Origin of the sequence: Pantoea sp. 9140 (assembly GCF_000745295.1) — a bacterium.
In the GTDB taxonomy this organism is placed as follows: domain Bacteria; phylum Pseudomonadota; class Gammaproteobacteria; order Enterobacterales; family Enterobacteriaceae; genus Pantoea; species Pantoea vagans.
Window position 1 is genome coordinate 3,849,418 of record NZ_JQNO01000001.1, and the last position, 25,223, is coordinate 3,874,640.

22 protein-coding genes are annotated in these 25,223 nt (G+C 56.8%); 15 read left to right on the top strand and 7 right to left on the bottom strand.

The window, feature by feature from the left end; genetic code table 11:
* Nucleotide 1 precedes the first annotated feature (1 nt).
* A complete protein-coding gene (xylA, locus tag FA92_RS17885; RefSeq protein ID WP_033784351.1) occupies nt 2–1,324 on the bottom strand; it encodes a xylose isomerase in 1,323 nt (440 codons plus the stop codon).
* Nucleotides 1,325–1,668: 344 nt separating this feature from the next.
* On the opposite strand from xylA, the gene xylF reads away from it, so the two are divergent.
* The 5 genes from xylF to FA92_RS17910 all read left to right on the top strand — a co-directional run bounded on the left by xylF (nt 1,669) and on the right by FA92_RS17910 (nt 8,617).
* Nucleotides 1,669–2,661 (top strand): D-xylose ABC transporter substrate-binding protein, encoded by a 993-nt coding sequence (gene xylF / locus FA92_RS17890; protein ID WP_033784352.1) that lies wholly within the window; start codon nt 1,669–1,671, stop codon nt 2,659–2,661.
* A 28-nt stretch (nt 2,662–2,689) separates the two neighbouring features.
* A complete protein-coding gene (locus tag FA92_RS17895) occupies nt 2,690–4,210 on the top strand; it encodes a xylose ABC transporter ATP-binding protein (RefSeq protein WP_033784353.1) in 1,521 nt (506 codons plus the stop codon).
* Entirely contained in the window at nt 4,203–5,387 is a 1,185-nt protein-coding gene (gene xylH, locus FA92_RS17900) for a xylose ABC transporter permease XylH (protein WP_013359574.1), read from the top strand. Before FA92_RS17895 ends, xylH begins: the two co-directional genes overlap by 8 nt.
* A gap of 93 nt (nt 5,388–5,480) precedes the next feature.
* Nucleotides 5,481–6,659, top strand: coding sequence for a D-xylose utilization transcriptional activator XylR (xylR, locus tag FA92_RS17905; protein WP_033784354.1), 1,179 nt, complete (start codon nt 5,481–5,483; stop codon nt 6,657–6,659).
* A gap of 506 nt (nt 6,660–7,165) precedes the next feature.
* The gene (locus FA92_RS17910; protein ID WP_033784355.1) at nt 7,166–8,617 is read left to right on the top strand and encodes a sugar porter family MFS transporter; all 1,452 of its coding nucleotides are present in this window, start codon (nt 7,166–7,168) and stop codon (nt 8,615–8,617) included.
* Nucleotides 8,618–8,644: 27 nt separating this feature from the next.
* On the opposite strand, the gene FA92_RS17915 is transcribed toward FA92_RS17910, so the two are convergent.
* The 5 genes from FA92_RS17915 to FA92_RS17935 all read right to left on the bottom strand — a co-directional run bounded on the left by FA92_RS17915 (nt 8,645) and on the right by FA92_RS17935 (nt 12,747).
* Nucleotides 8,645–9,778, bottom strand: a complete 1,134-nt coding sequence (locus FA92_RS17915; protein WP_013359577.1) for an ROK family transcriptional regulator — start codon at nt 9,776–9,778, stop codon at nt 8,645–8,647.
* A 203-nt stretch (nt 9,779–9,981) separates the two neighbouring features.
* Nucleotides 9,982–10,722 carry a DNA replication protein DnaC gene (gene dnaC, locus FA92_RS17920; RefSeq protein ID WP_033734618.1) on the bottom strand — a complete coding sequence of 247 codons (741 nt, stop codon included), beginning with the start codon at nt 10,720–10,722 and terminating at the stop codon, nt 9,982–9,984.
* A complete protein-coding gene (gene dnaT, locus FA92_RS17925; RefSeq protein ID WP_013359579.1) occupies nt 10,722–11,258 on the bottom strand; it encodes a primosomal protein DnaT in 537 nt (178 codons plus the stop codon). The genes dnaC and dnaT overlap by 1 nt, the downstream gene beginning before the upstream one ends.
* 110 nt (nt 11,259–11,368) lie before the next feature.
* Complete coding sequence (locus FA92_RS17930; protein WP_033784356.1) at nt 11,369–12,049, bottom strand: hypothetical protein; 681 nt, start codon at nt 12,047–12,049, stop codon at nt 11,369–11,371.
* A gap of 74 nt (nt 12,050–12,123) precedes the next feature.
* Nucleotides 12,124–12,747 carry an autotransporter gene (locus FA92_RS17935; protein WP_230299978.1) on the bottom strand — a complete coding sequence of 208 codons (624 nt, stop codon included), beginning with the start codon at nt 12,745–12,747 and terminating at the stop codon, nt 12,124–12,126.
* A gap of 212 nt (nt 12,748–12,959) precedes the next feature.
* Here FA92_RS17935 and FA92_RS17940 point away from each other — a divergent pair, with 212 nt between their 5' ends.
* From FA92_RS17940 to FA92_RS17980, 9 genes are all read left to right on the top strand, one after another.
* Entirely contained in the window at nt 12,960–13,526 is a 567-nt protein-coding gene (locus FA92_RS17940) for a DNA-3-methyladenine glycosylase I (RefSeq protein WP_033784358.1), read from the top strand.
* Between the two features lie 110 nt (nt 13,527–13,636).
* Entirely contained in the window at nt 13,637–14,299 is a 663-nt protein-coding gene (locus FA92_RS17945) for an OmpA family lipoprotein (RefSeq protein WP_013359583.1), read from the top strand.
* 134 nt (nt 14,300–14,433) lie between these two features.
* On the top strand, nt 14,434–15,417 hold the full coding sequence (locus FA92_RS17950) for a LacI family DNA-binding transcriptional regulator (RefSeq protein ID WP_033784359.1): 984 nt from the start codon (nt 14,434–14,436) through the stop codon (nt 15,415–15,417).
* A gap of 65 nt (nt 15,418–15,482) precedes the next feature.
* Nucleotides 15,483–16,508: a substrate-binding domain-containing protein gene (locus FA92_RS17955; RefSeq protein WP_033784360.1), complete on the top strand. Its 1,026-nt coding sequence runs from the start codon at nt 15,483–15,485 to the stop codon at nt 16,506–16,508.
* 139 nt (nt 16,509–16,647) lie between these two features.
* On the top strand, nt 16,648–17,397 hold the full coding sequence (locus FA92_RS17960) for a xylose isomerase (RefSeq protein ID WP_033784361.1): 750 nt from the start codon (nt 16,648–16,650) through the stop codon (nt 17,395–17,397).
* A gap of 9 nt (nt 17,398–17,406) precedes the next feature.
* Nucleotides 17,407–18,366 (top strand): sugar kinase, encoded by a 960-nt coding sequence (locus FA92_RS17965; RefSeq protein WP_033784362.1) that lies wholly within the window; start codon nt 17,407–17,409, stop codon nt 18,364–18,366.
* Nucleotides 18,367–18,398: 32 nt separating this feature from the next.
* Nucleotides 18,399–19,679, top strand: coding sequence for an MFS transporter (locus FA92_RS17970; protein WP_033784363.1), 1,281 nt, complete (start codon nt 18,399–18,401; stop codon nt 19,677–19,679).
* A 133-nt stretch (nt 19,680–19,812) separates the two neighbouring features.
* A complete protein-coding gene (gene ghrB / locus FA92_RS17975) occupies nt 19,813–20,787 on the top strand; it encodes a glyoxylate/hydroxypyruvate reductase GhrB (RefSeq protein ID WP_033784364.1) in 975 nt (324 codons plus the stop codon).
* A gap of 81 nt (nt 20,788–20,868) precedes the next feature.
* A complete protein-coding gene (locus FA92_RS17980) occupies nt 20,869–22,119 on the top strand; it encodes a valine--pyruvate transaminase (protein ID WP_033784365.1) in 1,251 nt (416 codons plus the stop codon).
* Here FA92_RS17980 and FA92_RS17985 read toward each other — a convergent pair.
* Complete coding sequence (locus FA92_RS17985) at nt 22,116–23,576, bottom strand: PLP-dependent aminotransferase family protein (RefSeq protein ID WP_013359591.1); 1,461 nt, start codon at nt 23,574–23,576, stop codon at nt 22,116–22,118. The genes FA92_RS17980 and FA92_RS17985 overlap by 4 nt on opposite strands.
* 168 nt (nt 23,577–23,744) lie before the next feature.
* On the opposite strand from FA92_RS17985, the gene FA92_RS17990 reads away from it, so the two are divergent.
* Nucleotides 23,745–25,211 (top strand): hypothetical protein, encoded by a 1,467-nt coding sequence (locus FA92_RS17990; protein WP_033784366.1) that lies wholly within the window; start codon nt 23,745–23,747, stop codon nt 25,209–25,211.
* Nucleotides 25,212–25,223: the final 12 nt, after the last annotated feature.

Consider the following 25,223-nt stretch of genomic DNA (forward strand, 5'->3'; position numbering starts at 1 on the left):
GTCAGAAATCAAACAGGTAGTGATTCACCAGATTTTCCAGCTGCTCCTGACGTCCGCTCTGATGCTGCGGATTGAGCTGCTGTTGCTGAGCATGCGCCGCCAGCGCCTCCAGTGAAAACTCACCTTTCAGAATTTGCTGGCCGAACTCACCATTCCAGCCACTGTAGCGCTGCGCCACACGCTTATCGAGTTCACCGTCGCTAATCATGCGGGCCGCCACCTTCAGCGCCTGCGCCATGGTGTCCATCGCGCCGATATGGCCGTAGAAGAGATCATATTTATCGGTGCTCTGACGACGCACTTTGGCATCAAAGTTTAAGCCGCCAGTGGTAAAGCCGCCCGCCTTAAGGATTTCGTACATCACCAGCGCGTTTTCTTCCACGCTGACCGGGAACTGATCGGTATCCCAGCCGCACTGCGGATCGCCACGGTTGGCGTCCACGGAACCAAAAATGCCCAGAGCAATGGCGGTCGCAATTTCATGATGGAACGAGTGGCCAGCCAGCGTGGCGTGGTTCGCCTCAACGTTAACCTTGATCTCTTTCTCCAGTCCGAACTGTTTCAGGAAGCCATAAACTGTCGCGACATCGTAGTCATATTGATGTTTGGTCGGCTCCTGCGGTTTGGGTTCGATCAGCAGCGTTCCCTGGAAGCCAATTTTGTGTTTGTGCTCGACCACCATCTGCATAAAGCGGCCAATCTGCTCGCGCTCCTGGCGAAGATCGGTATTCAGTAGAGTTTCATAGCCTTCGCGCCCGCCCCACAACACATAGTTTTCACCGCCCAGGGTTTTGGTCGCCTGCATGGCGCTGCAGACCTGCGTCGCGGCCCAGGCAAAGACCTCCGGATCGGGATTAGTGGCAGCGCCCGCACCGTAGCGCGGATGGGTAAAGCAGTTAGCCGTGCCCCATAACAGTTTCACGCCGGTTTCCTGCTGTTTCTCCAGCAGTTTATCGGTCATGGCGGCAAAGTTTTCTTTGTAGTTGTGCAGCGAATCACCTTCCGGTGAGACGTCCACATCATGGAAGCAGTACCACGGCACATTCAGCTTATGGAAAAACTCAAATGCGACATCCGCTTTCAGTTTTGCCTGCTGCAGCGCATCCCCGTTTTTCTGCCACGGACGATCAAAGGCACCGACGCCAAACATATCCGCGCCATTCCAGCAGAAGGTGTGCCAGTAACAGGCAGCAAAGCGCAGATGCTCCGCCATGGTCTTGCCGAGGATGACCTCATCGGGATTGTAGTGGCGGAAAGCGAGAGGATGCGTCGACTGGGTGCCTTCATAACGAACCCGATCGATCTGATCGAAATAAGCGTGCATGGTTTGCTCCTTAGCATCAGTACCCGGATGGTCTGCGTTGAAGCAATATTCAATATGGGCTGTAACCTCAGCTCAATTACGATATTTCATTACGGGTGTCAGATAATTATTATTTGTGCGCTGGCTCGCAAAATAATGTTATTTGCGGGGCGGTTTATCCCTGTCACTCTTTTGTCCTAAAAAGATGAAACCTCGATCGCGCTCATAAAAAAAGAAATAAACCAAAAAACGTAATAGCCGGATAAAAATCAGTAATTGCTGCGACAGGAAAAGAAGGGCAACAATTCATCCGCCTGGTTTATCGGCCTGCGATAACAATAGCCTCCACCTACAGGATGATCACAATGAAGATGAAACATGCACTGTTAGCCGCCTGCGCGGCGCTGGCGCTCTTCAGCCAGACCAGCGTGGCAAAAGAAGTGAAGATCGGCATGGCAATTGACGATTTGCGCCTCGAGCGCTGGCAGAAAGACCGCGATATTTTCGTTAAACAGGCGGAGACGCTGGGCGCTAAGGTGTTTGTTCAGTCGGCCAACGGCAACGAAGAAACACAGATGTCGCAGATTGAAAATATGATCAACCGCGGTGTCGATGTGCTGGTGATTATTCCCTACAATGGTCAGGTCTTGAGTAACGTTGTCGCTGAAGCGAAACGGGAAGGCATTAAAGTGCTGGCCTATGATCGAATGATAAATAATGCCGATATCGATTTTTATATTTCGTTCGATAATGAAAGAGTGGGCGAACTTCAGGCCGAAAGCATTGTGAAACAGGTGCCTAAGGGCAACTATTTTTTAATGGGCGGATCGCCGGTAGATAATAACGCCCGCCTGTTCCGTGCCGGGCAGATGAAAGTGTTAAAACCTTATATCGACAACGGCAGTATTAAAATTGTCGGCGATCAGTGGGTCGATGCCTGGCTGCCGGAAAACGCCCTGAAAATTATGGAAAACGCCCTGACCGCTAACAGTAACCACATCGATGCGGTCGTGGCCTCTAACGATGCCACCGCAGGCGGTGCGATTCAGGCGCTGAGTGCACAGGGACTGGCCGGAAAAGTGGCGATTTCGGGTCAGGATGCCGATCTGGCCGCGATTAAGCGCATCAAAGCGGGCACCCAGACCATGACGGTTTATAAACCGATCACCGAACTGGCCACCGAAGCGGCGAAAATTGCCGTCGAACTGGGTGATGGCAAAACACCAGCCAGCAACAGCAAGCTGAACAATGGCCTGAAAGATGTGCCGTCGCGACTGCTGAAACCGATTCCGGTCAACAAAGACAATATCGAAAGCACCGTGGTGAAAGACGGTTTCCATAAACAGAGCGAACTCTGACCGCGCATAGCGTGAGGGAGAACAGTCGATGCTGCTGGAAATGAAAAACATCACCAAGCGTTTCGGTGCCGTGAAGGCGGTTAATGATGTCAGCCTGCAACTGGAAGCAGGCGAAGTGATGTCGCTGTGCGGTGAGAATGGATCGGGCAAATCGACGCTGATGAAAATCCTGTGCGGCCTCTATCCGCACGGCGATTTTGAGGGGCATATTCACTTCTCTGGCGACGACATTCAGGCGCAGACCATTCGCGATACCGAGCGTAAAGGCATTGTGATTATTCATCAGGAACTGGCGCTGGTGCGGCAACTCACGGTGATGGAGAACATCTTCCTCGGTGCCGAACTGAGCCGTTTCGGCATGGTGGATGATGAAACCATGACCCTGCGCTGCCAGCAGCTGCTGGCGCGGGTCGGGCTGAACGTCTCTCCCGCGACCCGGGTCGGTGAGTTAGGCCTGGGCCAGCAGCAGCTGGTGGAGATCGCCCGCGCGCTTAACAAACAGGTCCGGCTACTGATTCTGGATGAGCCGACCTCATCGCTGACGGAGCAGGAGACGGATGTGCTGCTGGGTATCATCCGTAATCTGCGCGAACACGGCATCGCCTGCATCTACATCTCACACAAGCTGAATGAGGTGAAGGCGATCTCCGACACCATCTGCGTCATCCGTGATGGCCAGCATATCGCGACACGTCCGGCGGCGGGCCTGAGCGAAGATGACATCATCACCATGATGGTCGGACGCGAGCTGACCGCGCTCTATCCCCACGCGCCGCATCAGATTGGCGATGTGATACTGAAAGTCGATAACCTTACCGCCTGGCATCCGGTTAACCGCCACATCCGCCGTGTTAACAATGTTTCGTTCACGCTCAGACGCGGTGAGATTCTGGGTATCGCCGGGCTGGTGGGCGCGGGCAGGACTGAAACCGTGCAGTGTCTGTTTGGCATCTGGCCGGGGCGCTGGCAGGGTGATATCTGGATCAATGGCCAGCAGGTCAGCATCACCGACTGCCGCGCTGCGATTGCGCACGGCATCGCGATGGTGCCCGAAGATCGCAAAAAGGATGGCATCGTGCCGCTGATGGCGGTGGGTAAAAATATTACCCTGGCGGCGCTGGACCAGTTCAGTCACCGCCTCTCTACCCTGGATGAAGCGCAGGAGCAGCAGGCGATCAACGACGCGATCAGCCGGCTGCGGGTAAAAACCTCCTCATCGGAACTGCCCATTGGCCGCCTGAGCGGCGGCAATCAGCAGAAAGCGATTCTGGCGAAGTGCCTGCTGCTTAATCCCAAAATCCTGATCCTGGATGAACCGACGCGCGGCATCGATGTGGGCGCCCGTCAGGAGATCTACCTGCTGATCAATGCGCTGGTGCAGCAGGGTATCGCGGTGATTGTGATTTCATCTGAACTGCCGGAGGTGCTGGGCCTGAGCGATCGGGTGCTGGTGATGCATGAAGGGCAGATCAAAGCCGATCTGATTAACGATAACCTGACTCAGGAGCAGGTGATGGAAGCTGCCCTGCGGAGTGAACATTATGCTTAAAAGTGAAAGTACCCAAAGCCGCCTCACCGGCACGTCGGGCAAACCGTCACCGGGCAGGTTCACGCTGCCTAATCTGCAGGTGCTGGTGATGCTGGGCGCGATTGTGCTGATTGCGTTGTTCTTTACCTGGACCACCGACGGCGCGTGGCTCAGTGCGCGTAATGTCTCCAACCTGCTGCGTCAGACCGCCATCACCGGTATCCTGGCGGTGGGCATGGTGTTCGTGATTATCTCGGCGGAGATCGACCTGTCAGTCGGCTCCATGATGGGGCTGCTGGGCGGGGCGGCGGCGATATTCGACGTCTGGCTCGGCTGGCCACTGCCGCTGACCATCGTGGTGACACTGGTGATGGGGCTGTTGCTCGGTACCTGGAATGGCTGGTGGGTGGCCTACCGTAAAGTGCCGTCGTTTATCGTCACGCTGGCAGGGATGCTGGCGTTCCGCGGCATTCTGGTCGGAATTACTGACGGCACTACGGTTGCGCCCATCACGCCGGGCATGTCGCAGATTGGACAGAGTTATCTGCCGGGTGGCGTTGGTTTCGGCTTTGGCGTGGCCGGTCTGGCGTTGTTTATGCTGTGGCAGTGGCGTCTGCGTCTGCGTCGTCAGCAGCTCGGACTGCCGCAGGGCGCAGCCAGCAGCACCGTGGGGCGTCAGGCGATTACCGCCATCTTAGTGCTCGGTGCCATCTGGTTACTCAACGACTATCGCGGCGTGCCGACGCCGGTTTTACTGCTGGCTGTGCTGCTGCTGGCGGGCATGTTTATGGCCACCCGCACTGCATTTGGCCGTCGTATCTATGCCATCGGCGGCAACATTGATGCTGCCCGGCTGTCTGGCATTAACGTGGCGCGCACCAAACTGGCGGTGTTTGCCATCAACGGTGTGATGGTGGCGATTGCCGGGCTGATCCTGAGTTCAAGGCTGGGCGCAGGTTCGCCGTCGGCAGGTAACATCGCAGAACTCGACGCGATTGCTGCTTGCGTCATCGGTGGCACCAGCCTGGCGGGCGGTGTGGGGTCGGTGGCGGGCGCGGTAATGGGGGCCTTTATCATGGCCTCGCTGGATAACGGCATGAGCATGATGGATGTGCCGACTTTCTGGCAGTACATCGTCAAAGGCGCGATTCTGCTGCTGGCGGTGTGGATGGATACCGCAACGCGGCGTCGGGTGTAATCGCGCGGGCGATCACATTGTGGCGCGAACAATTTTTTCGCCCCTTTCAGCCGTGCTATGCAATGCGCTGAGGATTTAAGGGAACGCGCCACCATGCATGATAAACGCTATCGCATTACGCTGCTGTTTAACGCCAATAAAGTGTATGACCGCCAGGTTGTTGAGGGCGTCGGAGAGTATCTGCAGGCGTCGCAGACTGACTGGGATATCTTCATTGAGGAAGATTTCCGCTGCCGCATCGACAATATCCGGGAGTGGCTGGGCGATGGGGTGATCGCCGATTACGACGATCGCTCCATCGAATCCCTGCTGTCGAATGTCTCTGTGCCGATTGTCGGCGTTGGCGGCTCTTACCATCGTCAGGAAGATTATCCCCCGGTGCATTACATCGCTACGGACAATGCCGCGCTGGTGGAGAAAGCCTTTCTGCATCTGAAAGAGAAGGGCATTAACCGTTTTGCCTTTTATGGTTTACCGGCCTCCAGCGGCAAGCGCTGGGCACAGGAGCGGGAACAGGCGTTCCGCCAGCTGGTGGGGCGTGAGCGCTATCAGGGCGTGGTTTATCAGGGCATGGAAACCGCACCGGAAAACTGGCAGCACGCCCAGAACCGGCTCGCCGACTGGCTGCAGACGCTGCCGCCGCAAACCGGCATTATCGCCGTCACCGACTCACGGGCACGGCACCTGCTGCAGGCGTGCGAACATCTGAAAATACCGGTGCCGGAGAAGCTTACGGTGATCGGGATTGATAATGAGGAGCTGACCCGCTATCTGTCACGCGTGGCGCTCTCGTCCGTAGCACAGGGCTCGCGACAGATGGGCTATCAGGCGGCCAAACTGCTGCATCGGCTGCTGGATAAGCAGCCTCTGCCGCTTCAGCGCATTCTGGTGCCGCCGGTGAAAGTGATCGCCCGACGCTCTACCGATTTCCGCTCGCTGCGCGATCCGGCGGTGATTCAGGCGATGCACTACATCCGCTTCAACGCCTGTAAAGGGATTAAAGTGGAGCAGGTGCTGGATGCGGTAGGACTGTCGCGCTCTAACCTGGAAAAGCGCTTCCGGGATGAGACCGGCGACACTATCCATGCGATGATCCACCGCGAAAAGCTGGAAAAAGCCCGCGAACTGCTGGCTTCCTCGTCGCTCAACATCAACGAAATCTCACAGATGTGCGGCTACCCTTCGCTGCAATACTTTTACTCAGTTTTTCGCAAAAGCTACGACACCACGCCGAAAGAGTATCGCCAGCATTTTGGCGAAAACCTGCTTTAACGACAGACTGGCGTAAAGAACGCCAGTGTTTTCATATAATGACCAGGATGAAAATTATATTTCATCCTGATGCCTCGCTGTCAGTCCAGGGGCTATTTTCGCAGGCTTAATCTGCCAGCCGGAACGGCCCGGCTTCATTGAATTTAAAGCTTAAAAATCAGCAATTAAGGATGAATTCTGGCGTAGTGTTTTATCAGCCCCAGACAGGCCACTTCAGACGATATTTCGTCTGTCATCAGATGTTTACCCTTGATGGGAAAACATCACTGCCCGGATTTCTCTCTTATATCAATGATTTATATGAGCTTTATTCAGGATTATCATTCAGCAAGTTTATAATTTTTTCCAACCTGCCTCACACTTCCGAAAGAATTAATCCAAATTTCTCCATTTAGAAAATATATTTCACGGGTATCTGATCGCTGCAATTCCTGAACCCCTGACAATCACGCCTCCTCTTTCTGAACCGATACGGTTCAGGCAGTAGAGAAAAGGAGCCTGTAAAAATGGAAACCCGGCAAAAACGTTACAACATGAAATATGTCATGCTCTGTTGCACCGTCGCCGCTTTTGGTGGCCTGCTGATGGGCTATGACTCGTCAATTATCTCTGGCGCTATCGAGCCGCTTAGTGACTATTTCCAGCTGACCCCGGCAGAAACCGGCTGGGCAGTGTCTAACATCCTGCTTGGCAGTCTGGTGGGCTGCTTTATTGCGCCAAAGCTGAGCGATAAATTTGGCCGCAAAAAGTCGCTCGCTATCACGGCGCTACTGTTTACTGCCTCGGTGGTGGGGACTGCCATCGCCCATAACTTCTTCACCTTTGTCGCCTTTCGTATTCTTGGCGGATTAGCCATCGGGCTGGCTTCGGTGATTTCGCCAATCTATCTGGCGGAGCTTTCACCGTCGAAGTATCGTGGCCGCACCAGCGCGCTCTATGCGGTCTGCTGTGTCGGTGGGCAATCGGTGGTACTGCTCACCAACTACTTCATTAATAAATCGATGCTGCCGGAGGTGATGGTCGATACAGGCTGGCGCTATATCCTGGCAACCGCGCTGGTGCCCTGTGCGCTGTTTATCTTTTTCATTGCTTTTATACCGGAATCACCGCGCTGGAACGTTCTGAAAGGCAAAGACAAAGAGGCGCTGGATACGCTGAGCAAAATCTCTGACCCGGTCCATGCCCGCACCGTTTTCAATGAAATTAAACACTCATTCTCTGATGAGGCGGCGACCCGCCATAAATCCCGATTCCGCCTGAACAAAACCACGGTGCCGTTGCTCATCATTGGTATTGGCCTGGCTGTCGGCAACCAGATTAGCGGCATCAATGTGATTCAGTATTTCGGACCAACGTTGCTGAAAAATGTGTCCGGCAGCACGGATTCGGCGCTGCTCCAGACCTTCTGGCTGTCTGTATGTCAGTTTGTGGGAGTGCTGATGGGTATGACGCTGATTGATAAAGTCGGACGTCGTAAGCTGTTACTGCTGGGGGCGATTACCTCTGCCGTTTTCCTTGCCTACACCTTTATCGCTTTCTATTACCGTTTGCCCGGCTTGCTGGCGGTGGTGGGACTGTTTGCCTATATGGTTTTCTTTGGCATGACCTGGGGACAGATTGTCTGGACCGTACTGGGCGAGCTGTTTCCGACAGAAATCCGCTCAATCTGTGTCGGCATCTCTATTTGCGCCATGTCGATGGCCAATTTTGTCATCAGCACCACATTCCCGATTCTGAACAGTAGTGCTTTTCTGCTTGAGATTTTCCACGGTGGCTTCCCGCTGTTACTGTTTGCGCTTTTTTCACTGGCTATGTATTTCTTCACTTTCCGCTATCTGCCGGAAACGGCTGGGATGCCGCTGGAAAAAATTCACGCGCGCGTGCTGGAGAAGTTTAATATTGACCCGCGTGAGGCGGGCGAACGGACAGATGCTCCGGTCAGCGAGACGCGATCGTAAAGAAGAGGGCAGTCTGTGGGGGCACGCTCACCCCACACGCTGCTCACTCTGTTCCAGCACCGCCAGTGCCAGCCCGTTTGCCGGGTCAATCCGGTTTTCCGGGAAGTGCAGCTGAGTGTGCGCGGCGGTAAAGGCCAGCGCGTTGCCGTGTGCGGTATCGCGCACCGCCTTGCAGAAGCGCTCACTGGCGTTCCACGGACAATCAATGATGATGGTAGCGGGATTGAGCAGCAGCATAATCTGACTCAGCGCCGCACCCAGATAGCCACCCGCCTGCGCCATCACCTCATCCACCACGCGCGGGGCGCTGTCACGGTTCTGCCAACTCAGGCCAGGCTGACGCTGCGCCAGCTGCTGATTTACTGCAGGCTTGCTGACCAGCGCTTCCAGACACCCCCGGCGGCCGCAGCTGCAACGTGGCCCTTCAGGCTGGACAACCAGATGTCCTGCTTCGCCCGCCGTCCAGCTATGCCCGGTAAATACCTGACCCTGTTGTACCAGTGCGCCGCCAATCCCCTCGGAAATACGCAGATAAAAATGACCGCTCTCCGGCGATAATCCACTTTGCTCGACAGCCAGTAGCGCAGCGGCTTTGACATTATTCATAATGCGGATAGGCAGACGCACGTGCTTGCGCAGCGTGGTCAGCAGGTCAACATCCTGCCATTCCAGCGGCAATGAGATATGCATCCAGCCGCGCCGGGGATCGACGATGCCGGGGAAGCCGAGGCCAATACCGAGCAAGTCGGGATAGCGTTCTGTCAGTTCCCGGCACAGCATAGCCAGTTCAGCCAGCAGGCGGGTCGGATGACTGGTATCGGTACGCAGCGTCGCTTCAGCCAGCACCTGGGAAAAGTAGTCGCAGACCCGCCAGTGGATCACGTTGCGTTCCACCATGACGCCAGCGCTCTTAAGCTTTTCCGGTCTCAGGGTGATCCCGATTTTAGGCCGTCCGGCAGCCGCGACGCTGACCGGCCCCAGTTCCTCTATCAGACCCTGCTCCAGCAGGTCATCAATGATTAATGAGACCGTGTTTTTGCTGAGGGTCAGCGCCTCCGCCAGATCCTGACGCGACGTCACGCGCAGCTTACGCAGCTGAGCCATCACCCGTTTCTGGTTATTCAGTCGCAGTAGTGCGGGGCCTTTGCCGTTCGTTTTCATCACGGATTCACCCAACAGAGGAGTAAGAATTGAGTGTATCAGCCCCGTCGTATTCTTCATGCCACACTTTTGCGGGCTGTTTCACACAACCCGAACGCCTGTGTCTGAGATCGTGACGGCGATCAGATCGCCAGCTTAAGCCTGGCTTTTCTGCTGTACCGGCGGCCTCATTAGCGCAATGACCCGGCGTAGCCGGGTCATTGTTAATATTCGTCGCCCCGCACCCGACTGCGATAACTCTCCCAGTCGAAACGTACCCACAGGCTGTTGCCCAGCCGCATACGGTCCATGACGCGCTCGCCCAGCAGCGCATTCATGCCCGCATGATCGAGGTTGGATAACATGCCGGTCGGACGTTTCGATGAAGAGCGGCGATCGACAATCTGATTGATAATCACTTTTTCGTAGCGTGACTCACTCTGCATACCGATCTCATCAATCACCAGCAGATCGACACTGCTGAGATCCTGAATCAGTCGCTCTTCGGTAATGCCACTGCTGCCGCTGAAGGTGCCCTTCATGCTCGACATCAGATCGGCGACCGTCACGATCAGCACGCTTTTACCGCGCAGGATCAGGTCATTGCCAATCGCAGCAGCCAGATGGTTTTTACCGGTGCCAGGACGCCCGGAAAAGACAAAGCTGGCGATGCTGCCATCAAACTCAGCGGCGTACTGACGCGCCAGCTCCAGCGCTTTGCGCTGTCCCTCGTTCTCTACCCGGTAATTATCAAATGAGCAGTTCATGTGCAGCTCGCGAATACCGGAACGGCCCATCACGCGCTGCATTTTCATTGCGCGATTCTCACGCACAATCGCCTCCGATCGCAGACGACCCTGTTCCTGATTCCACGCCAGCAGCTCTTCACCATTGGCAAATTTGGGACGGGTGCCCGCAGGCATCATTCTTTTCAGACGGTTAAAGAGATCATCTGGCGTTTTCATCATTCACCTCGGAAACCATCGGGAATGGTACGGTCAGGATCAGGCAACTGCGTGATATCACGCTTCGGCTGCCCGCCATTTGCTGCGCGGTTCATCTGAATGCTGCGCGCCAGCTTCTGTTGCCACTGCACATGATGGAACATCCGGCTTTCCGCCTGCCAGTAGGCCACAAAGGCCGCCAGCTCGCCGGGCGTCACCGGTTCACTCAGCGCCACGCCCCAGATGGCGGCCTGACGCGTAAAGTCGGCATCCGGCTGCCAGCCCGGATACATGGCGAACTTGCCTGCCGGCGTATGAATCGCGGCGGGCGCATCGTCATAGAGGCTGTCATCCAGCACCACATCATTTGGCTGCCGGGCGGCGGCTTCCAGCGCCAGCAGCTCAGCCAGACGCGCCGGTGTGATGGCATACATCACCGGCGCATAGTTGTCTAACACCGCCAGCGTGCCCTTTTCCGCCTGCTGCAGGGCAGTCAGCGGATCCTGTCGGAAGGCATCCAGGCCAATGAGCGTTGAAGTTAAGATTTTAGCTGACATGAAAAGACCTGAGGTTAACGAACACCTTGCGCCGGGAACCTGTCGTCGACGCAGAAGTGTTTATTGTACCTGTTTTGAGGGTGCGGATCGCTTAAAAAGCAACACCGCAGTCAGTGCGACTTGGCCGGAGAAGAGGCGTGGCGGGCCGATGCAGATTCAGTGGCGCACACGCTGATGGCAGCGGCGGCCGGGCGGGTCTGCCATAAATAGCGAACCGAGGCGAGCCAGCAGAGGCTGTATCCCAGAAGCTCGGTGCCCTCTTCGGCCATGTTTTTCACCACGCGGTTGTAATCACCGAGCATCAGATGCTGCCACAGCGCGTGAATACCAAACAGACGTGAAAAAACCAGCACTACTAAAAAGCCGGACGCCATCACCGGCCAGCTGCGATGCAGCAGCAGGTTAGCCAGCGCATGCACAGTTTTTTTCGGCGTGCGCAGTGCAACGGCCAGCGAACCCGCCGTGACCGCCAGGGCGAACCAGACCCAGCTGCCGTGCTGAATGACATCAAACACGAAGTCGAGCTCGCGGATCAGCATGCAGCTGTAAAAGCCGGCGACCAGGGTCAGCGCTCCACGCTGGGCGGGACGGCGGCGGGCCGCAATGAAAAACAGCGCGGCGATCATCGCCAGCATGATTTCCTGGGTAGTTTCAGTAAAAGAGGTTTCGTGCAGTGCGTCGTTCATCCAGGCCACATCAATGTAGACGGGGACGATAGTCAGGGCGAGAACCAGGGCGGCCATCAGGAAGACCGCGATTTCACGGCCAATAATTGTCAAATCGTTGCGCATTTTGTTACCAGTATAATGATTAGCGGACTCATTATATTTTAAACGCCCGATTCCCTTTCTCTTTTCATGCCCCGCTAGAAGCTGGCGCTGAAGCCAAAGCTATAAAGTTGCTGCTCGTCGTTATTCAGCGCTTCGCTTTGTGAAAATGACGCGAAAGCCGCCAGATTATCGTTCAGAGGCATTTGTGCGCCGATGCTTAAATCGATACCGTCGGACTGATCCGAGCCATTCGTCGCCTCGCGCCGTGGGCTTTGCGGCGCATCTGCCATCAGATAGTGGTAACTCAGCTGCGCCCAGGGCGATATCCATCCCTGCTGTGAATCGATGCGCCAGCCAACGCTGGCGCTTTGTTCACGGCTCTGCTGATCGCTGTAGTCACATTGCAGACAGTTCATCTGCTGGGGATCGACCGCATACTGCGCCACGGGTCCGGTGGTCAATGACGGCGCAATGGGCATATCAACGCCCGCCCGATAGCGTTTACCCAGCGGCGTGGTGCCTACGCTACCGGTTTCACTGTGCAGGGCGATGGGGGAAGCAGTGGGAGAATTAATTGCAGCTTCAAACAGGGCGCGGCTCTCATCGCTGAACGCAAGTGGCGTCAGGGCGATCTTCTCCGCCAGAATTGTGTCGTAGTCGGGCAGAAAGTCAGGATGCTGAGGCGCAGAGATACCACCGCGGGCAAAAGTCGGTTGCATGAACATTAACAGCCCTACAGCACAGCAGGTCCGCAGACCTTTCCAACCGCTTCTCGGCAACATCGCTTCTCCGGGCAAGGCTGAAGTTATGGCGTCTTAATGAATTTTTCGGCCCGTCTCTGTTATTTAACCGGTGATCGTTTAACTATCAACCGATTAATTCTAAGATCAAGCGGACCGCTAAAATATTCTCGTTATAAAGGAACAAAACGATGCAACGATGTGGCTGGGTAACGCAGGATCCGCTCTATCTGGCGTATCACGACAGGGAATGGGGTGTGGCGCAGAGAGAGACGCGTGCACTGTTCGAGATGCTCTGTCTGGAAGGACAGCAGGCGGGATTATCCTGGATCACCGTGCTGAAAAAACGTGAAAACTATCGGGCGGCGTTTCACCAGTTTGATCCTCAGGCTATTGCGCAGATGGACGCTGCCGACATTGACGATCTTATGCTCAACAGCGGCATTATCCGCCACCCTGGCAAAATCACCGCCATTATCGCTAACGCCCGCGCTTTTCTTGAGATGGAAGCGAAAGGCGAGGATTTCAGCGACTTCGTCTGGCAGTTTGTCGATAACGTGCAAATTGTGCACCATTATCCTGATTACAGCCAGGCACCCACCACGTCAGAGCAGGCTATTGCGCTGTCGAAGGCGCTGAAGCTGCGTGGTTTCAAATTCATCGGCCCTACAATTTGCTACTCCTTTATGCAGGCCTGTGGGCTGATAAACGATCATCAGAGCAACTGTTTTTGCCATCCTGACAATCAAAAGGCGTGATTCCCGGTAAATCAGGATTTTTCCGCACTACATTCCCGGTCACCAGACGGCATAATCGTGCCACTTATGGGAAAGGTTTTCCCCTGTGTGTCGAATGTAAGGGAACAAAAATGCAGAAGAAATTAATCGCCATCACCTTGTTATTAAGCGGCAGTCTGGCCCTGCCAGGTTGTACGACCAATCCCTACACCGGCGAATCTCAGGCGGGTAAATCAGGCGTGGGCGCGGGCCTTGGCGCATTAGTCGGTGCCGGTGTCGGCGTGCTCTCTTCATCGAAGAAAGATCGTCGTAAAGGTGCGCTGATTGGGGCCGCAGGTGGCGCGGCGCTGGGTGGTGGCGTGGGTTACTATATGGACGTGCAGGAAGCGAAACTGCGTGACAAGATGCGCGGGACCGGCGTCAGCGTAACCCGCAACGGCGATAACATCGTCCTGAATATGCCAAACAATGTCACCTTCGACTCCAGCAGCAGCAATCTGAAACCTGCCGGCGCCAACACCCTGACCGGTGTTTCAATGGTGCTGAAAGAGTATCCGAAAACCGCGGTAAACGTCGTGGGTTACACCGACAGTACCGGCAGCCGTGCGCTGAACATGCGTCTGTCACAGCAGCGTGCTGAAAGTGTTGCCAGTGCGTTGATCGTGCAGGGTGTTGCCAGCGATCGCCTGCGTACGCAGGGTGCAGGCCCGGATAATCCGGTTGCCACCAACAGCACCGAAGCAGGCAAAGCACAAAACCGTCGTGTTGAGATCACGCTCAGCCCGCTGGGATAATCGCGGTCGCCCCCGAACGGGGGCGTACCTTTTCTGTAAAGCATCACGTTAAAAGCACCAGTAATGTTTCTGCGGATAGAGCCAGCAGAGGCCTTATGGTAGTCTGATCAAAAATTGATCAGTGGACTTGCCCCATGTCTCTTAAAGCCATCGCCGCAGTTTTAGGTCTTTCCGTTACGACTGTCAGCCGCGCTCTTAATGGTTATCAGGATGTCGCTCAGGAGACGCGTAAACGCATCGAAGAGGAAGCGCAGCGGCGCGGCTACCGGCCTAATGCGGCGGCCCGACGGCTGAAAACCGGCCGTGCAAACGCGGTGGGATTTGTCTGCCCAATCAGTGCATCCCCTCTATGTGGCAGCGACTTCAGCGACATGCTGCTGGCACTGGATCATCATCTTGCCCATCATGAAATTAACCTGCTGTTGCTGGCGGATAAGCAGCAACAGAGTCACTCAACCCTGACGCGCCTGCTGCGCAGTGGGGCCGTCGATGCTCTGATCGTCGGCCATACCACGCCAGAAGACAGCCGACTGAATGCGCTGATGCAGACCAGTTTTCGTTTTCTGGCGCTGGGCCGCAGCGATCTGCCAGCCGCCTACGCCTGGTTTGATGTTGATCACCTTGCCGGTTCACAACTGGCGGTGGGCTGGTCGCTGGCGCAGGGCCGGCAGCGGATAGCCTGGCTCGGCAGCAATGAAAACAGTACGCGGGTACGTGACCGGCGTCAGGGTTATCTGACGGCGCTGGGTGACGTTGCGCCTTATGCGATGGCGGCGGTCGCACCGTCGCGCCGTGCCGGCTATCACCAGACGCGTGAGTGGCTGGCAGAGGAACCCGCGCCGGAAGTGATTATCACCGACTGCGCTGCGCTGGCTGAAGGCGCAGCCCTGGCGCTGCAGCAGGCCGGTCGGGCAGCGGGCGAGGGGGCTATCCTGCTGGCAGGGTGGGAAGGATTGCCACGCGATGCGATTCTCGATCATCCCATTATTGCGATTCGCCAGGCGACACCGCATCAGGCCGGGGAGCAGGTGGCTGACATGGTCATGCAGCTGATCAACGGCGCGCCGCCGGAAACGTTGCAGACCCTGTGGCAACCCTGGCTGCAATTACCGGCATAGCACTTTTTGCGCCGGGCTTCGCTTGTGCTAGTCTCTGCCAGGTTTCTTATTTCGCAGGATATCTCATGAAAATCAGGCCGCCTCGCGCCACCATCAGCGATGTTGCTCACGCGGCACGAACCGGTAAAACCAGCGTTTCACGCTATCTCAATGGCGAGCTACATCTGCTCTCTGCCGACCTAAAAGCGCGGATTGAACAGGCCATTGCGGATCTCAGCTACCGTCCGAGTCAGATGGCGCGCGGCCTGAAGCGCGGACGTACCCGCCTGATTGGACTGATTATCGCCGACATTACCAATCCCTATTCCGTCGATGTGATGAGCGGCATTGAAGCTGCCTGCCGGGAGCAGGGTTTCACGCTGTTGATGTGTAACACCAACAACGAAGTGGATCTGGAGCAGCACTATCTGCAACTGCTGAGCAGTTATCAGGTTGAGGGCATCGTGGTTAACGCGGTCGGCATGCGTGAAGAGGTGCTCAGCCATCTGCAACAATCCCTGCTGCCGATGGTGCTGATTGACCGCAAAATCCCTGACTTTCCCTGCGATGTGGTGGGCCTGAACAATGCCGAAGCGGCCGAGACGGCCACACGCCATCTGGTCGACAATGGCTATGACGCGCTGCTGTTTCTCAGCGAGCCATTGGGCAGCGTGAATACGCGACGCGAGCGTCTGCAGGCTTTCCGCCAGCTGCTGGAGGCGCATCCGCAGGTTGAGCATGAAAATGCGGAAGTGCCGCTGCACCAGCGCGCCGCACTGGACCAGGCGCTTCTGGCCTTCCAGCAGCGTCACACCGGCAAACGCTGCGCGGTGATGATGGCCAACGGAGCACTGACGCTGCAGGTGGCGCGATCGCTGCAACGACTTAATCTGCACTGGGGCCGTGATATCGGCCTGCTCGGTTTCGACGAACTGGAGTGGGCGGCGCTGGCGGGTGTCGGCATCACCACGCTGAAACAGCCGACCTGGCAGATTGGCTTCAGCGCGCTGGAGCGATTGATTGCGCGCATAGAAGGCAACGAATTGCCGGTTGCCGAGCAGGTCTTCTCTGGTGAGCTGATCGTTCGTGGCTCCAGCCAGCCTCTGGGCTGAATTTCAGATTTAACCTTCCGTTTACATGCTCGCTTCGTGAGCACGATCATAATTTCACAGTTTGCTGCTTTGCTTTGGAACCGGTTCCATTTAGGGTTTTTCTATTCGTTATCGGCAGAACTCTGCCATGGAGTAGAACATGAAACCTGACATTATCGTGGTGACCGCCGCTTATGGGCACACGCAGATCGCTGCACTCGGCGGTCAGATTGCGTTGCTGCCGATTATCCAGCAGGCGGGCGCTGACGGGGTCGAAATCCGCCGCGAACTGCTTGATGATGCGGCGCTGGCCGATCTGCCAGCGCTGGCCAGGGCGATAGCGCAGCATCAGCTGCACGCCAGCTATTCAGTGCCCGATACGCTTTTTTGTGACGGCGTCGAAATCAATCCACGCATAACCCACTACGTTGAAGAGGCACGCCAGCTAAACGCGCAGCGGCTGAAAGTGGCGCTGGGAGACTTTACCGGTGTGCTGCCTCGCGAAACGTTGCAGGCGCTGCTGGCGGATCTGCCATTCCAGCTGACCGTGGAAAACGACCAGACCGAACATGGCCGACTGGCACCGTCCGTCGCGTTTTTCACGGCGGTACGCGAAGCCGATCTGCCGATCAGCATGACCTTTGATATGGGTAACTGGTGCTGGACCGGCGAAGACGCCGATCAGGCAGCAGAGCAGCTGGCCGCGCACGTGGGCTATGTGCATGTTAAAGCCGCCGTACCGCATAAGGATAGCTTCCGGGCGATTGCGCTGGATGAGGCTGATGACCACTGGCGCACGCTGCTGCAACAGCTGCCCGCCCGCACGCCGCGCGGTATTGAATTTCCGCTGGAAGGCGACGATCTGACTGTGGTGACACGCCACTATGTGTCGCTGTTGCGTAACGTGTAAGGAACAGATATGACGCACACTAAACATCACAACGGTCCGCTTGATGTTGTCACCATCGGTGAAGCGATGGCCATGTTCATCGCCCGTGAAACCGGCGACCTCGCCGCAGCAGAGACCTTTGTTAAACGTGCCGCGGGCGCGGAACTCAATGTAGCGACCGGCCTGGCACGTCTTGGCCTGAAAGTGGGCTGGGTCAGCCGTGTCGGCGATGACGCTTTCGGTCGTTTTATCTGCCAGCAACTGGAGAAAGAGGGTATCGATCACGCCTGTGTGACGGTCGATAAGCGCTATCCCACCGGTTTTCAGCTCAAGTCCAAAGTGGATGACGGTTCCGATCCGCTGGTGGAATATTTTCGTAAAGGCTCGGCTGCCAGCCATCTGTCCGTCGATGATTTTGACGCGGACTATTTCGGCTCGGCGCGCCATCTGCACCTCAGCGGTGTGGCGGCGGCGCTGTCAGAAAGCTCATTAGAACTGCTGAAGCACACCGCTAAAGAGATGCGTACACGCGGCAAAACCATCTCGTTTGACCCGAACCTGCGACCGGTACTGTGGCGCAGCGAAGAGGAGATGCGTAAGCAGCTCAATCTGCTGGCGGAGTATGCCGACTGGGTACTGCCGGGCGAAAAAGAGGGGCTGATTCTGACCGGTTATCGCCAGCCGGAAGCGATCGCGGATTTCTATCTCGACAGGGGTGTGAAAGCCGTTGTGATTAAAACCGGTTGTGACGGCGCCTGGTATAAAACCGCGCAGGGCGAACAGGGCCAGGTTGAGGCGATCAAGGTCGATAACGTGGTGGATACCGTGGGTGCCGGTGACGGCTTTGCCGTTGGCGTCATCAGCGCGCTGCTGGAAGGTCAGTCGCTGCCGCAGGCGATTCGCCGCGGTAACAAGATTGGTTCGATGGCAATTCAGGTCATTGGTGACAGCGAAGGTCTGCCGACGCGTCAGCAACTGGGCGACGTGTAGTTCGCGCCCCTCTACAGTCACAGGAGTTCCCGATGAAAAAGCAGACAATCGCGCCAAAACGCTGGTGGTTCATCATGCCCATCGTGTTTATCACCTACAGCCTGGCGTATCTCGATCGTGCAAATTTTAGCTTCGCTTCTGCTGCCGGGATTAATGACGATCTCGGCATCACCAAAGGCATGTCTTCGCTGCTGGGTGCGCTGTTCTTCCTGGGTTACTTCTTCTTTCAGATTCCGGGTGCGATTTACGCCGAACGCCGCAGCGTCAAGAAACTGATTTTCGTCTGTCTGATCCTGTGGGGCGGCTGTGCCTCGCTGACCGGCGTGGTCAGCAACATTCCGATGCTGGCCGCGATTCGCTTTGTTCTGGGCGTCGTGGAAGCCGCCGTGATGCCCGCGATGCTGATCTATATCAGCAACTGGTTCACTAAATCGGAACGTTCGCGCGCCAACACCTTCCTGATTCTGGGTAATCCGGTCACGGTGCTGTGGATGTCTGTGGTGTCGGGCTATCTGATTGAATCCTTTGGCTGGCGTGAGATGTTTATCTTCGAAGGGATTCCGGCGGTGGTCTGGGCGATTGCCTGGTGGTTCCTGGTGCAGGATAAACCGGCACAGGCGCGCTGGATGAGTGATGCCGAGAAAGCGGCATTGCAGGCTGAACTGCAGAAAGAGCAGGAAAACATTAAAGCAGTGCGTAACTACGGCGAAGCGTTCCGTAACCGCAACGTCATCCTTCTCTGCCTGCAGTACTTTGCCTGGAGCATCGGCGTGTATGGCTTTGTGCTGTGGCTGCCGTCGATTCTGCGCAACGGTACGCAGATGGGCATGGTAGAAGCGGGCTGGCTCTCAGCGGTGCCGTATCTGGCAGCGACCATTGCGATGGTGGTGGTCTCCTGGGCGTCGGACAAAACCCAGAATCGTAAACTGTTTGTCTGGCCGCTGCTGCTGATTGGCGCGCTGGCGTTCCTCGGCTCGTATCTGGTGGGATCGAACAATTTCTGGATGTCCTACACCCTGTTAGTGATTGCCGGTGCCGCGATGTATGCCCCATACGGGCCGTTCTTCGCCATCATTCCTGAGATGCTGCCCCGTAATGTCTCCGGTGGCGCGATGGCGCTGATCAACAGCATGGGCGCGCTGGGGTCGTTCATCGGTTCATGGATTGTCGGCTATCTTAATGGTGCTACCGGCAGCCCGTCGGCGTCTTACATCTTTATGGGATCGGCCCTGCTGGTTTCGGTGTGGCTGACGCTGATTGTGAAACCGGCGCAGAATAAAGCCCCGCCGCTGCAGGGTGCGAAGCCGGCCTGAAAGCGTAAACGCTAGAGAGTGCTGATTCATAAGCGTCCAGGGCTTAGTCAGCACACTAAAAGCGTAATCGTTAATCTCTGTTTCTCCGGGCGGCCTGCAAGCCGCCCGCTACTTATTGAACGGGAGCCACCGAATGAAACCCGCTGTAATTCTTTATAAAAAACTGCCTGACGATCTCTATGCACGCCTGGCTGAACAGTGTGACGTGACGGAAATCAGCGATCTGTCGCCGGAAAGCCAGCAGCAGCACGCTGCGGTGTTTCAGCAGGCAGAAGGGCTGCTGGGATCGGGCGGTAAAGTGAATGGCGAGCTGCTGGCGAAAATGCCCAATCTGCGCGTCTGCTCCAGCGTCTCTGTGGGCTATGACAATTTCGATGTTGATGCACTGAATCAGCGTCACGTGGTGCTGATGCACACTCCAACCGTGCTGACCGAAACCGTGGCGGATACCATGATGGCGCTGGTGCTGAGCACAGCACGCCGGGTGCCGGAACTGGATGCCTGGGTGAAAGAAGGCAACTGGCAGAAGAGCATTGGTCCGGCGCAGTTTGGCATCGACGTGCACCATAAAACGCTGGGTATTCTCGGCATGGGACGCATCGGCATGGCGCTGGCGCAGCGCGCCCACTTTGGTTTCGGCATGAAAATCCTCTACAACGCCCGCCGCGAACATGAAGAGGCGCAGTCGCGCTTTGGCGCGCAGCGCTGTGAACTGGAGGCGCTGCTGAAGCAGAGTGATTTCGTCTGCATCAGCCTGCCGCTGACGGAAGAGACGCACCATCTGATCGGTGCTGCCGAACTGGAACTGATGAAGCCGGATGCAGTGCTGATCAACGCCGGTCGCGGGCCGGTGGTGGATGAGCAGGCGCTGATCGCCGCGTTGCAGGCGGGAAAACTGCACGCTGCCGGGCTGGATGTGTTTGAGCAGGAGCCGGTCTCAGCCGACTCTCCGCTGCTGTCGCTGCCTAATGTTGTGACGCTGCCGCACATCGGTTCCGCCACGCATGAAACCCGTTACGGCATGATGCAGGATGCGGTAGAGAATCTCATCGCCGCGCTCGGCGGAAACGTTGAGAAAAACTGCGTGAACCCGCAGGCGCTGAAGTAATCCCCACGCCTTCCCATTGCGCCCGCCGATGGCGGGCGTTATGGTGGACGCCCGATTCGCTATTACAAATATTTAACCGCTATGTCCTTTTCTCAGTTCGGCGACAAATTTACCCAACATTCCGGCATCTCACGTCTGATGGAAGATATGGGCGCAGGCCTGCGTACGCCCGGCACCATCATGCTGGGTGGCGGCAATCCGGCGCAAATTCCGGCCATGAACGACTATTTTCAGCAACTGCTGCAGCAGATGCATGAGGAGGGCAAACTCAGCGAGGCGCTGTGCAATTATGACGGTCCGCGTGGCAAAGCGACGCTGCTCGAATCGCTGGCCGGACTGCTGAGCGAACAGCTTGGCTGGCCGATTACCGCAGAGAACATCGCGCTGACCAACGGCAGCCAGAGTGCCTTCTTCTATCTGTTTAACCTGTACGCCGGTCGCCGGGCCGATGGCAGCAAAAAGCGGGTGCTTTTCCCGCTGGCGCCTGAGTATCTTGGCTATGCGGATGCCGGTCTGGAAGAGGATCTGTTTGTGTCGGCGAAGCCGAACATTGAGCTGCTGCCGGAAGGCCAGTTTAAATATCATGTCGATTTCGAGCATCTGCCGATGAACGATGATGTCGGGTTAATCTGCGTATCGCGCCCGACCAACCCCACCGGCAATGTGATCACCGATGATGAGCTGATGCAGCTCGATGCGCTGGCACAGCAGCATGACGTGCCGCTGCTGATCGACAATGCCTATGGCGTGCCGTTCCCCGGCATCATCTTCAGCGAGGTGCGCCCGCTGTGGAATCCCAACATTATTCTCTGCATGAGCCTGTCGAAGCTCGGCCTGCCGGGTGCGCGTTGCGGCATTATTATCGCGGATGAGAAGACCATTACTGCGCTGAGCAATATGAACGGGATTATCAGCCTGGCGCCAGGCAGTATCGGTCCGGCCATCGCCAATGAGATGATCCGTCGTGGCGATCTGTTGCGGCTCTCCGAAGAGGTGATTAAGCCGTTCTATCAGCAGAAGGTGCAGCAGACTATCGCGATCCTGCGGCGCTATCTGCCGGAAGAACACTGCCTGATCCATAAGCCGGAAGGGGCGATTTTCCTCTGGCTCTGGTTCCGCGATCTGCCGATCACCACCGAACTGCTTTATCAGCGGCTTAAAGCGCGCGGCGTACTGATGGTGCCAGGCCACTTCTTCTTCCCGGGACTGGAACAGGCGTGGCCGCATACTCATCAATGTATGCGGATGAACTACGTGCCGGATGCAGAGAACATCGAGCGGGCGGTGCAGATTCTGGCGGAAGAGGTTGAGATCGCCTGGCGCGACAGTTAATCCTGCTGTTCCTGTGAATCGGTTAACGACAGCTGGCACCACTGTGCCAGCTGCTGAATCGCCTGTTCCACTTCCGCATTCCAGCCGAAACCGGCATTCAGCCGGAAACAGTGATCGTAGCGCTGATCGGTAGCAAAGATGTGGCCGGGCGCAATCCCGATGCCCGCATTGCGCGCTTTCAGAAACAGCTCGCGCACGTTCAGTGCCCCTCGTGGCATTTCCACCCACAGCACATAGCCTCCTTCCGGATCGGACACCCGGGTTCCCGCCGGAAATTCCCGCAATACCGACTGCCGCATTTCACGGATTTGCCGCGCCAGCTCGCGCCGCAGTTTGCGCAGGTGAGCATCATAGCCGCCGCTGCGCAGCAGCTCCGCCACCGCCGCCTGTGACAGCACGGAGGTGCCCATGGTGGAGGTATATTTCAGCGAGGCAATTTTGCGCATGTAGTTAACGCTGTGCACCCAGCCAATACGAATGCCCGGTGCCACGGTTTTAGAGAAGCCGCTGCAGAGAATGGCATTGGGGCTGAAGGCGCGCATCGGGAAGGGGCGACGCTCACCAAAGGCGGTATCGCCAAAAATATCATCCTCAATGATCACTACATCGTTCTCATCCGCCTGCCGCGCGATATAGGCTTTATGCTCGTTGGGAATACTCTTGCCCAGCGGATTATTGACGTTGCACAGGGTGAGAAAGACCCGCACCGCCTTGCGCTGAAACAGGCCGGTCAGCTTCGCCACATTCACATACCCTTCCGGCCCGGCTTCCACTTCAATCACCCGCAGATTCAGGTTATGCAGCATCTGCAGCAGCACGAAATAGCAGGGTGACTCTACGGCCACGACGTCACCCGGCTGGGTGGTGGCGCGCAGCGACAGTGAGATCGCCTCGATGCAGCCGTTGGTGATCAGAATATCGTCGGCGCTGATATTGCAGCCATAATCGACCGCGCGGCGGGCAATCTCGGTTTTCAGCGGCGCATAGCCGGTGCCCTTGACCGTATTGCCGAGCAGGGCCGGTTTGCTGTAGCCCATCTGGCGCATCAGCAGGCCGATGCGTTTGACCGGATAGAGCGCGCTGTCGCCGTTAGCCAGATCGAGGCGCACCCGGCAGTCTGAGCCAAGCATCGCCAGATGCAGTTCGGTCTGTTCATCCAGCGGTGCGATGGCGTGTGGCTGTTCGCTGATGGCGGGCAACTGACGTGAAGAAGGCCGCTGCGGGGCGACAAAAAAGCCCGATTTAGGCCGGGCGACGGCGTAGCGCTCATCTTCCAGCGTGCGCAATGTTTTCAGGGCGGTGGTGAGGCTGACATTGTACTGCGTCGCCAGCGTGCGTACCGACGGCAGACGGCTGTCGGGAGCCAGCGAACCGGCATGAATGGCCTGCTTGATCTGTTCTGCTATCTGGCGGTAACGACTGCTCTGACTCTCCTGTTCCCCGATAACATCGGCCATCTGTTCCACCCCATATCGCGCTGATCTGTGCATATTCAACAGAGTACATTCAAAGTACTTTAGGCTGCATCTCTTAATTATTCATGATGCTGAACGGCACGGCGACCCCGCCAGCCACCGGGCTTCAGGCCATAAAGCGATTCTGTTCACCTGAGGGAAATGCGAGAAATGAATAATCTGCCCGCCATGATGAAGGAGATTGAAACGTATCTGTCGCCCGCGATCATGGAGTCGGCTCAGCGCTGCTCCGTCCGCCTGCTGGCGGCATTACCGGATAAGCTGCAACTGGAGAACAACCGTGTGCTTCTCGCCTATGGCGGCGGAAAAGACAGCAGCTACATGGTGGCTTACGTGCGATACATTCAGGGCCTGATCTGGCAGCAGCAGGGCAGCACTTTCTCTCTTCGGGTCAGCACCAACCGCCACGCGGCGATGAATCAGAGCGTGATGGAGAATATCCATCGCGTGTATCAGGCGCTGGCGATGCATGACGATGAACGGGCGGAATGTCTGGTGGTGGATGGCCTGCTGATCCGGCCGTTTGACCGCGACCTGCCGATGCCGGAGAGCGTGCGGCAGCAGAACCGCCATGATGTGCTGATGAATGGTCACCGCTTTCGCGCCGATGGGCGCTCGACCTTCTGCAATGCCTGTAATCTCAGCATGGTGAACTCCTTTGGCCTGGCGGCAGACTACAACGGCGGCGTGGATTTGATTGTTACCGGCGACTCGCCGCAGGAGCAGGCCGCCTATGTTGCCTGGGCGCGGCACCTTTCACGGCTGTTTGATGCGCCGGTAGCGGACAAAGACCGGGGCTTCAGCGGCTTTCTCCAGACGCTGGACGGCGTGGCTGAGCGCTACTTCTCTGACGTTTACGGTGCCGATCAACTGACACCCGCACACCGCATTACCCACCAGCTGGCGCGCGATCCGCTGTTTTTCAACATCTATCAGGACACTGCCTATGAAGCGGGCGCGCACTGGGCGCTGCTCAGCGAATTTATGCGTTTCCGTTTTGATGAGCTGATGTTCAGCTTTTCTGAGTCCGACTGCGGTAATCCGACACTGATGGCGCACCTGCGGGGACTGCGGGCTGAAACGCTGCTGCAGCGTAACTATGCCGAAGGGATCCGCGAATATGTGCGCTTTGCGCTGGGGCTGATGGTGAAGAAAGATTTTCCGCCACAGCTGATTGATGAGATGGCGGCACGTTATCAGGATGACGACGCCATCTACCAGCAGCGGCAGCGCGCGGCGGACTTTGCCCTGCAGGCGTTTGACCTTAACGACGACCAGCTGATCTGCATGATCTACTCACCCTTCCTGGCACAGGGAGAACAGCTCGGACAGTGGCTGACGCAGCAGCAGATTGCGCTGGATGAAACAGCCATTCGCGACCTGCTTGAGCAGCGCAGCGAGGATCTCACGCTGGCACAGCAGCTAACACAGCTCTCTGGCCTGACGCTGACGCAGATGCGGCACTGCTGGCAGAGCAGACCGGTCAGTTCGCTGCTGGAGGGCAAAAGCCGCGATCCGCTGTCGCGCGTCCTGCGTTTTGATCCCCATAAAGCGGTGATTCAGGTCAATAACGGTGTGCTCAACGACATCGTGACAGAAATCATTTCCGGGCGTTAACCCGGTAAGGCA

Bases quoted from the DNA above. Each gene is read 5' to 3' on its own strand.
- xylA (WP_033784351.1), bottom strand. From the start codon at position 1,324: ATGCACGCTTATTTCGATCAGATCGATCGGGTTCGTTATGAAGGCACC.
- xylF (WP_033784352.1), top strand. From the start codon at position 1,669: ATGAAGATGAAACATGCACTGTTAGCCGCCTGCGCGGCGCTGGCGCTC.
- FA92_RS17895 (WP_033784353.1), top strand. From the start codon at position 2,690: ATGCTGCTGGAAATGAAAAACATCACCAAGCGTTTCGGTGCCGTGAAG.
- xylH (WP_013359574.1), top strand. From the start codon at position 4,203: ATGCTTAAAAGTGAAAGTACCCAAAGCCGCCTCACCGGCACGTCGGGC.
- xylR (WP_033784354.1), top strand. From the start codon at position 5,481: ATGCATGATAAACGCTATCGCATTACGCTGCTGTTTAACGCCAATAAA.
- FA92_RS17910 (WP_033784355.1), top strand. From the start codon at position 7,166: ATGGAAACCCGGCAAAAACGTTACAACATGAAATATGTCATGCTCTGT.
- FA92_RS17915 (WP_013359577.1), bottom strand. From the start codon at position 9,778: ATGAAAACGAACGGCAAAGGCCCCGCACTACTGCGACTGAATAACCAG.
- dnaC (WP_033734618.1), bottom strand. From the start codon at position 10,722: ATGAAAACGCCAGATGATCTCTTTAACCGTCTGAAAAGAATGATGCCT.
- dnaT (WP_013359579.1), bottom strand. From the start codon at position 11,258: ATGTCAGCTAAAATCTTAACTTCAACGCTCATTGGCCTGGATGCCTTC.
- FA92_RS17930 (WP_033784356.1), bottom strand. From the start codon at position 12,049: ATGCGCAACGATTTGACAATTATTGGCCGTGAAATCGCGGTCTTCCTG.
- FA92_RS17935 (WP_230299978.1), bottom strand. From the start codon at position 12,747: ATGCAACCGACTTTTGCCCGCGGTGGTATCTCTGCGCCTCAGCATCCT.
- FA92_RS17940 (WP_033784358.1), top strand. From the start codon at position 12,960: ATGCAACGATGTGGCTGGGTAACGCAGGATCCGCTCTATCTGGCGTAT.
- FA92_RS17945 (WP_013359583.1), top strand. From the start codon at position 13,637: ATGCAGAAGAAATTAATCGCCATCACCTTGTTATTAAGCGGCAGTCTG.
- FA92_RS17950 (WP_033784359.1), top strand. From the start codon at position 14,434: ATGTCTCTTAAAGCCATCGCCGCAGTTTTAGGTCTTTCCGTTACGACT.
- FA92_RS17955 (WP_033784360.1), top strand. From the start codon at position 15,483: ATGAAAATCAGGCCGCCTCGCGCCACCATCAGCGATGTTGCTCACGCG.
- FA92_RS17960 (WP_033784361.1), top strand. From the start codon at position 16,648: ATGAAACCTGACATTATCGTGGTGACCGCCGCTTATGGGCACACGCAG.
- FA92_RS17965 (WP_033784362.1), top strand. From the start codon at position 17,407: ATGACGCACACTAAACATCACAACGGTCCGCTTGATGTTGTCACCATC.
- FA92_RS17970 (WP_033784363.1), top strand. From the start codon at position 18,399: ATGAAAAAGCAGACAATCGCGCCAAAACGCTGGTGGTTCATCATGCCC.
- ghrB (WP_033784364.1), top strand. From the start codon at position 19,813: ATGAAACCCGCTGTAATTCTTTATAAAAAACTGCCTGACGATCTCTAT.
- FA92_RS17980 (WP_033784365.1), top strand. From the start codon at position 20,869: ATGTCCTTTTCTCAGTTCGGCGACAAATTTACCCAACATTCCGGCATC.
- FA92_RS17985 (WP_013359591.1), bottom strand. From the start codon at position 23,576: ATGGCCGATGTTATCGGGGAACAGGAGAGTCAGAGCAGTCGTTACCGC.
- FA92_RS17990 (WP_033784366.1), top strand. From the start codon at position 23,745: ATGAATAATCTGCCCGCCATGATGAAGGAGATTGAAACGTATCTGTCG.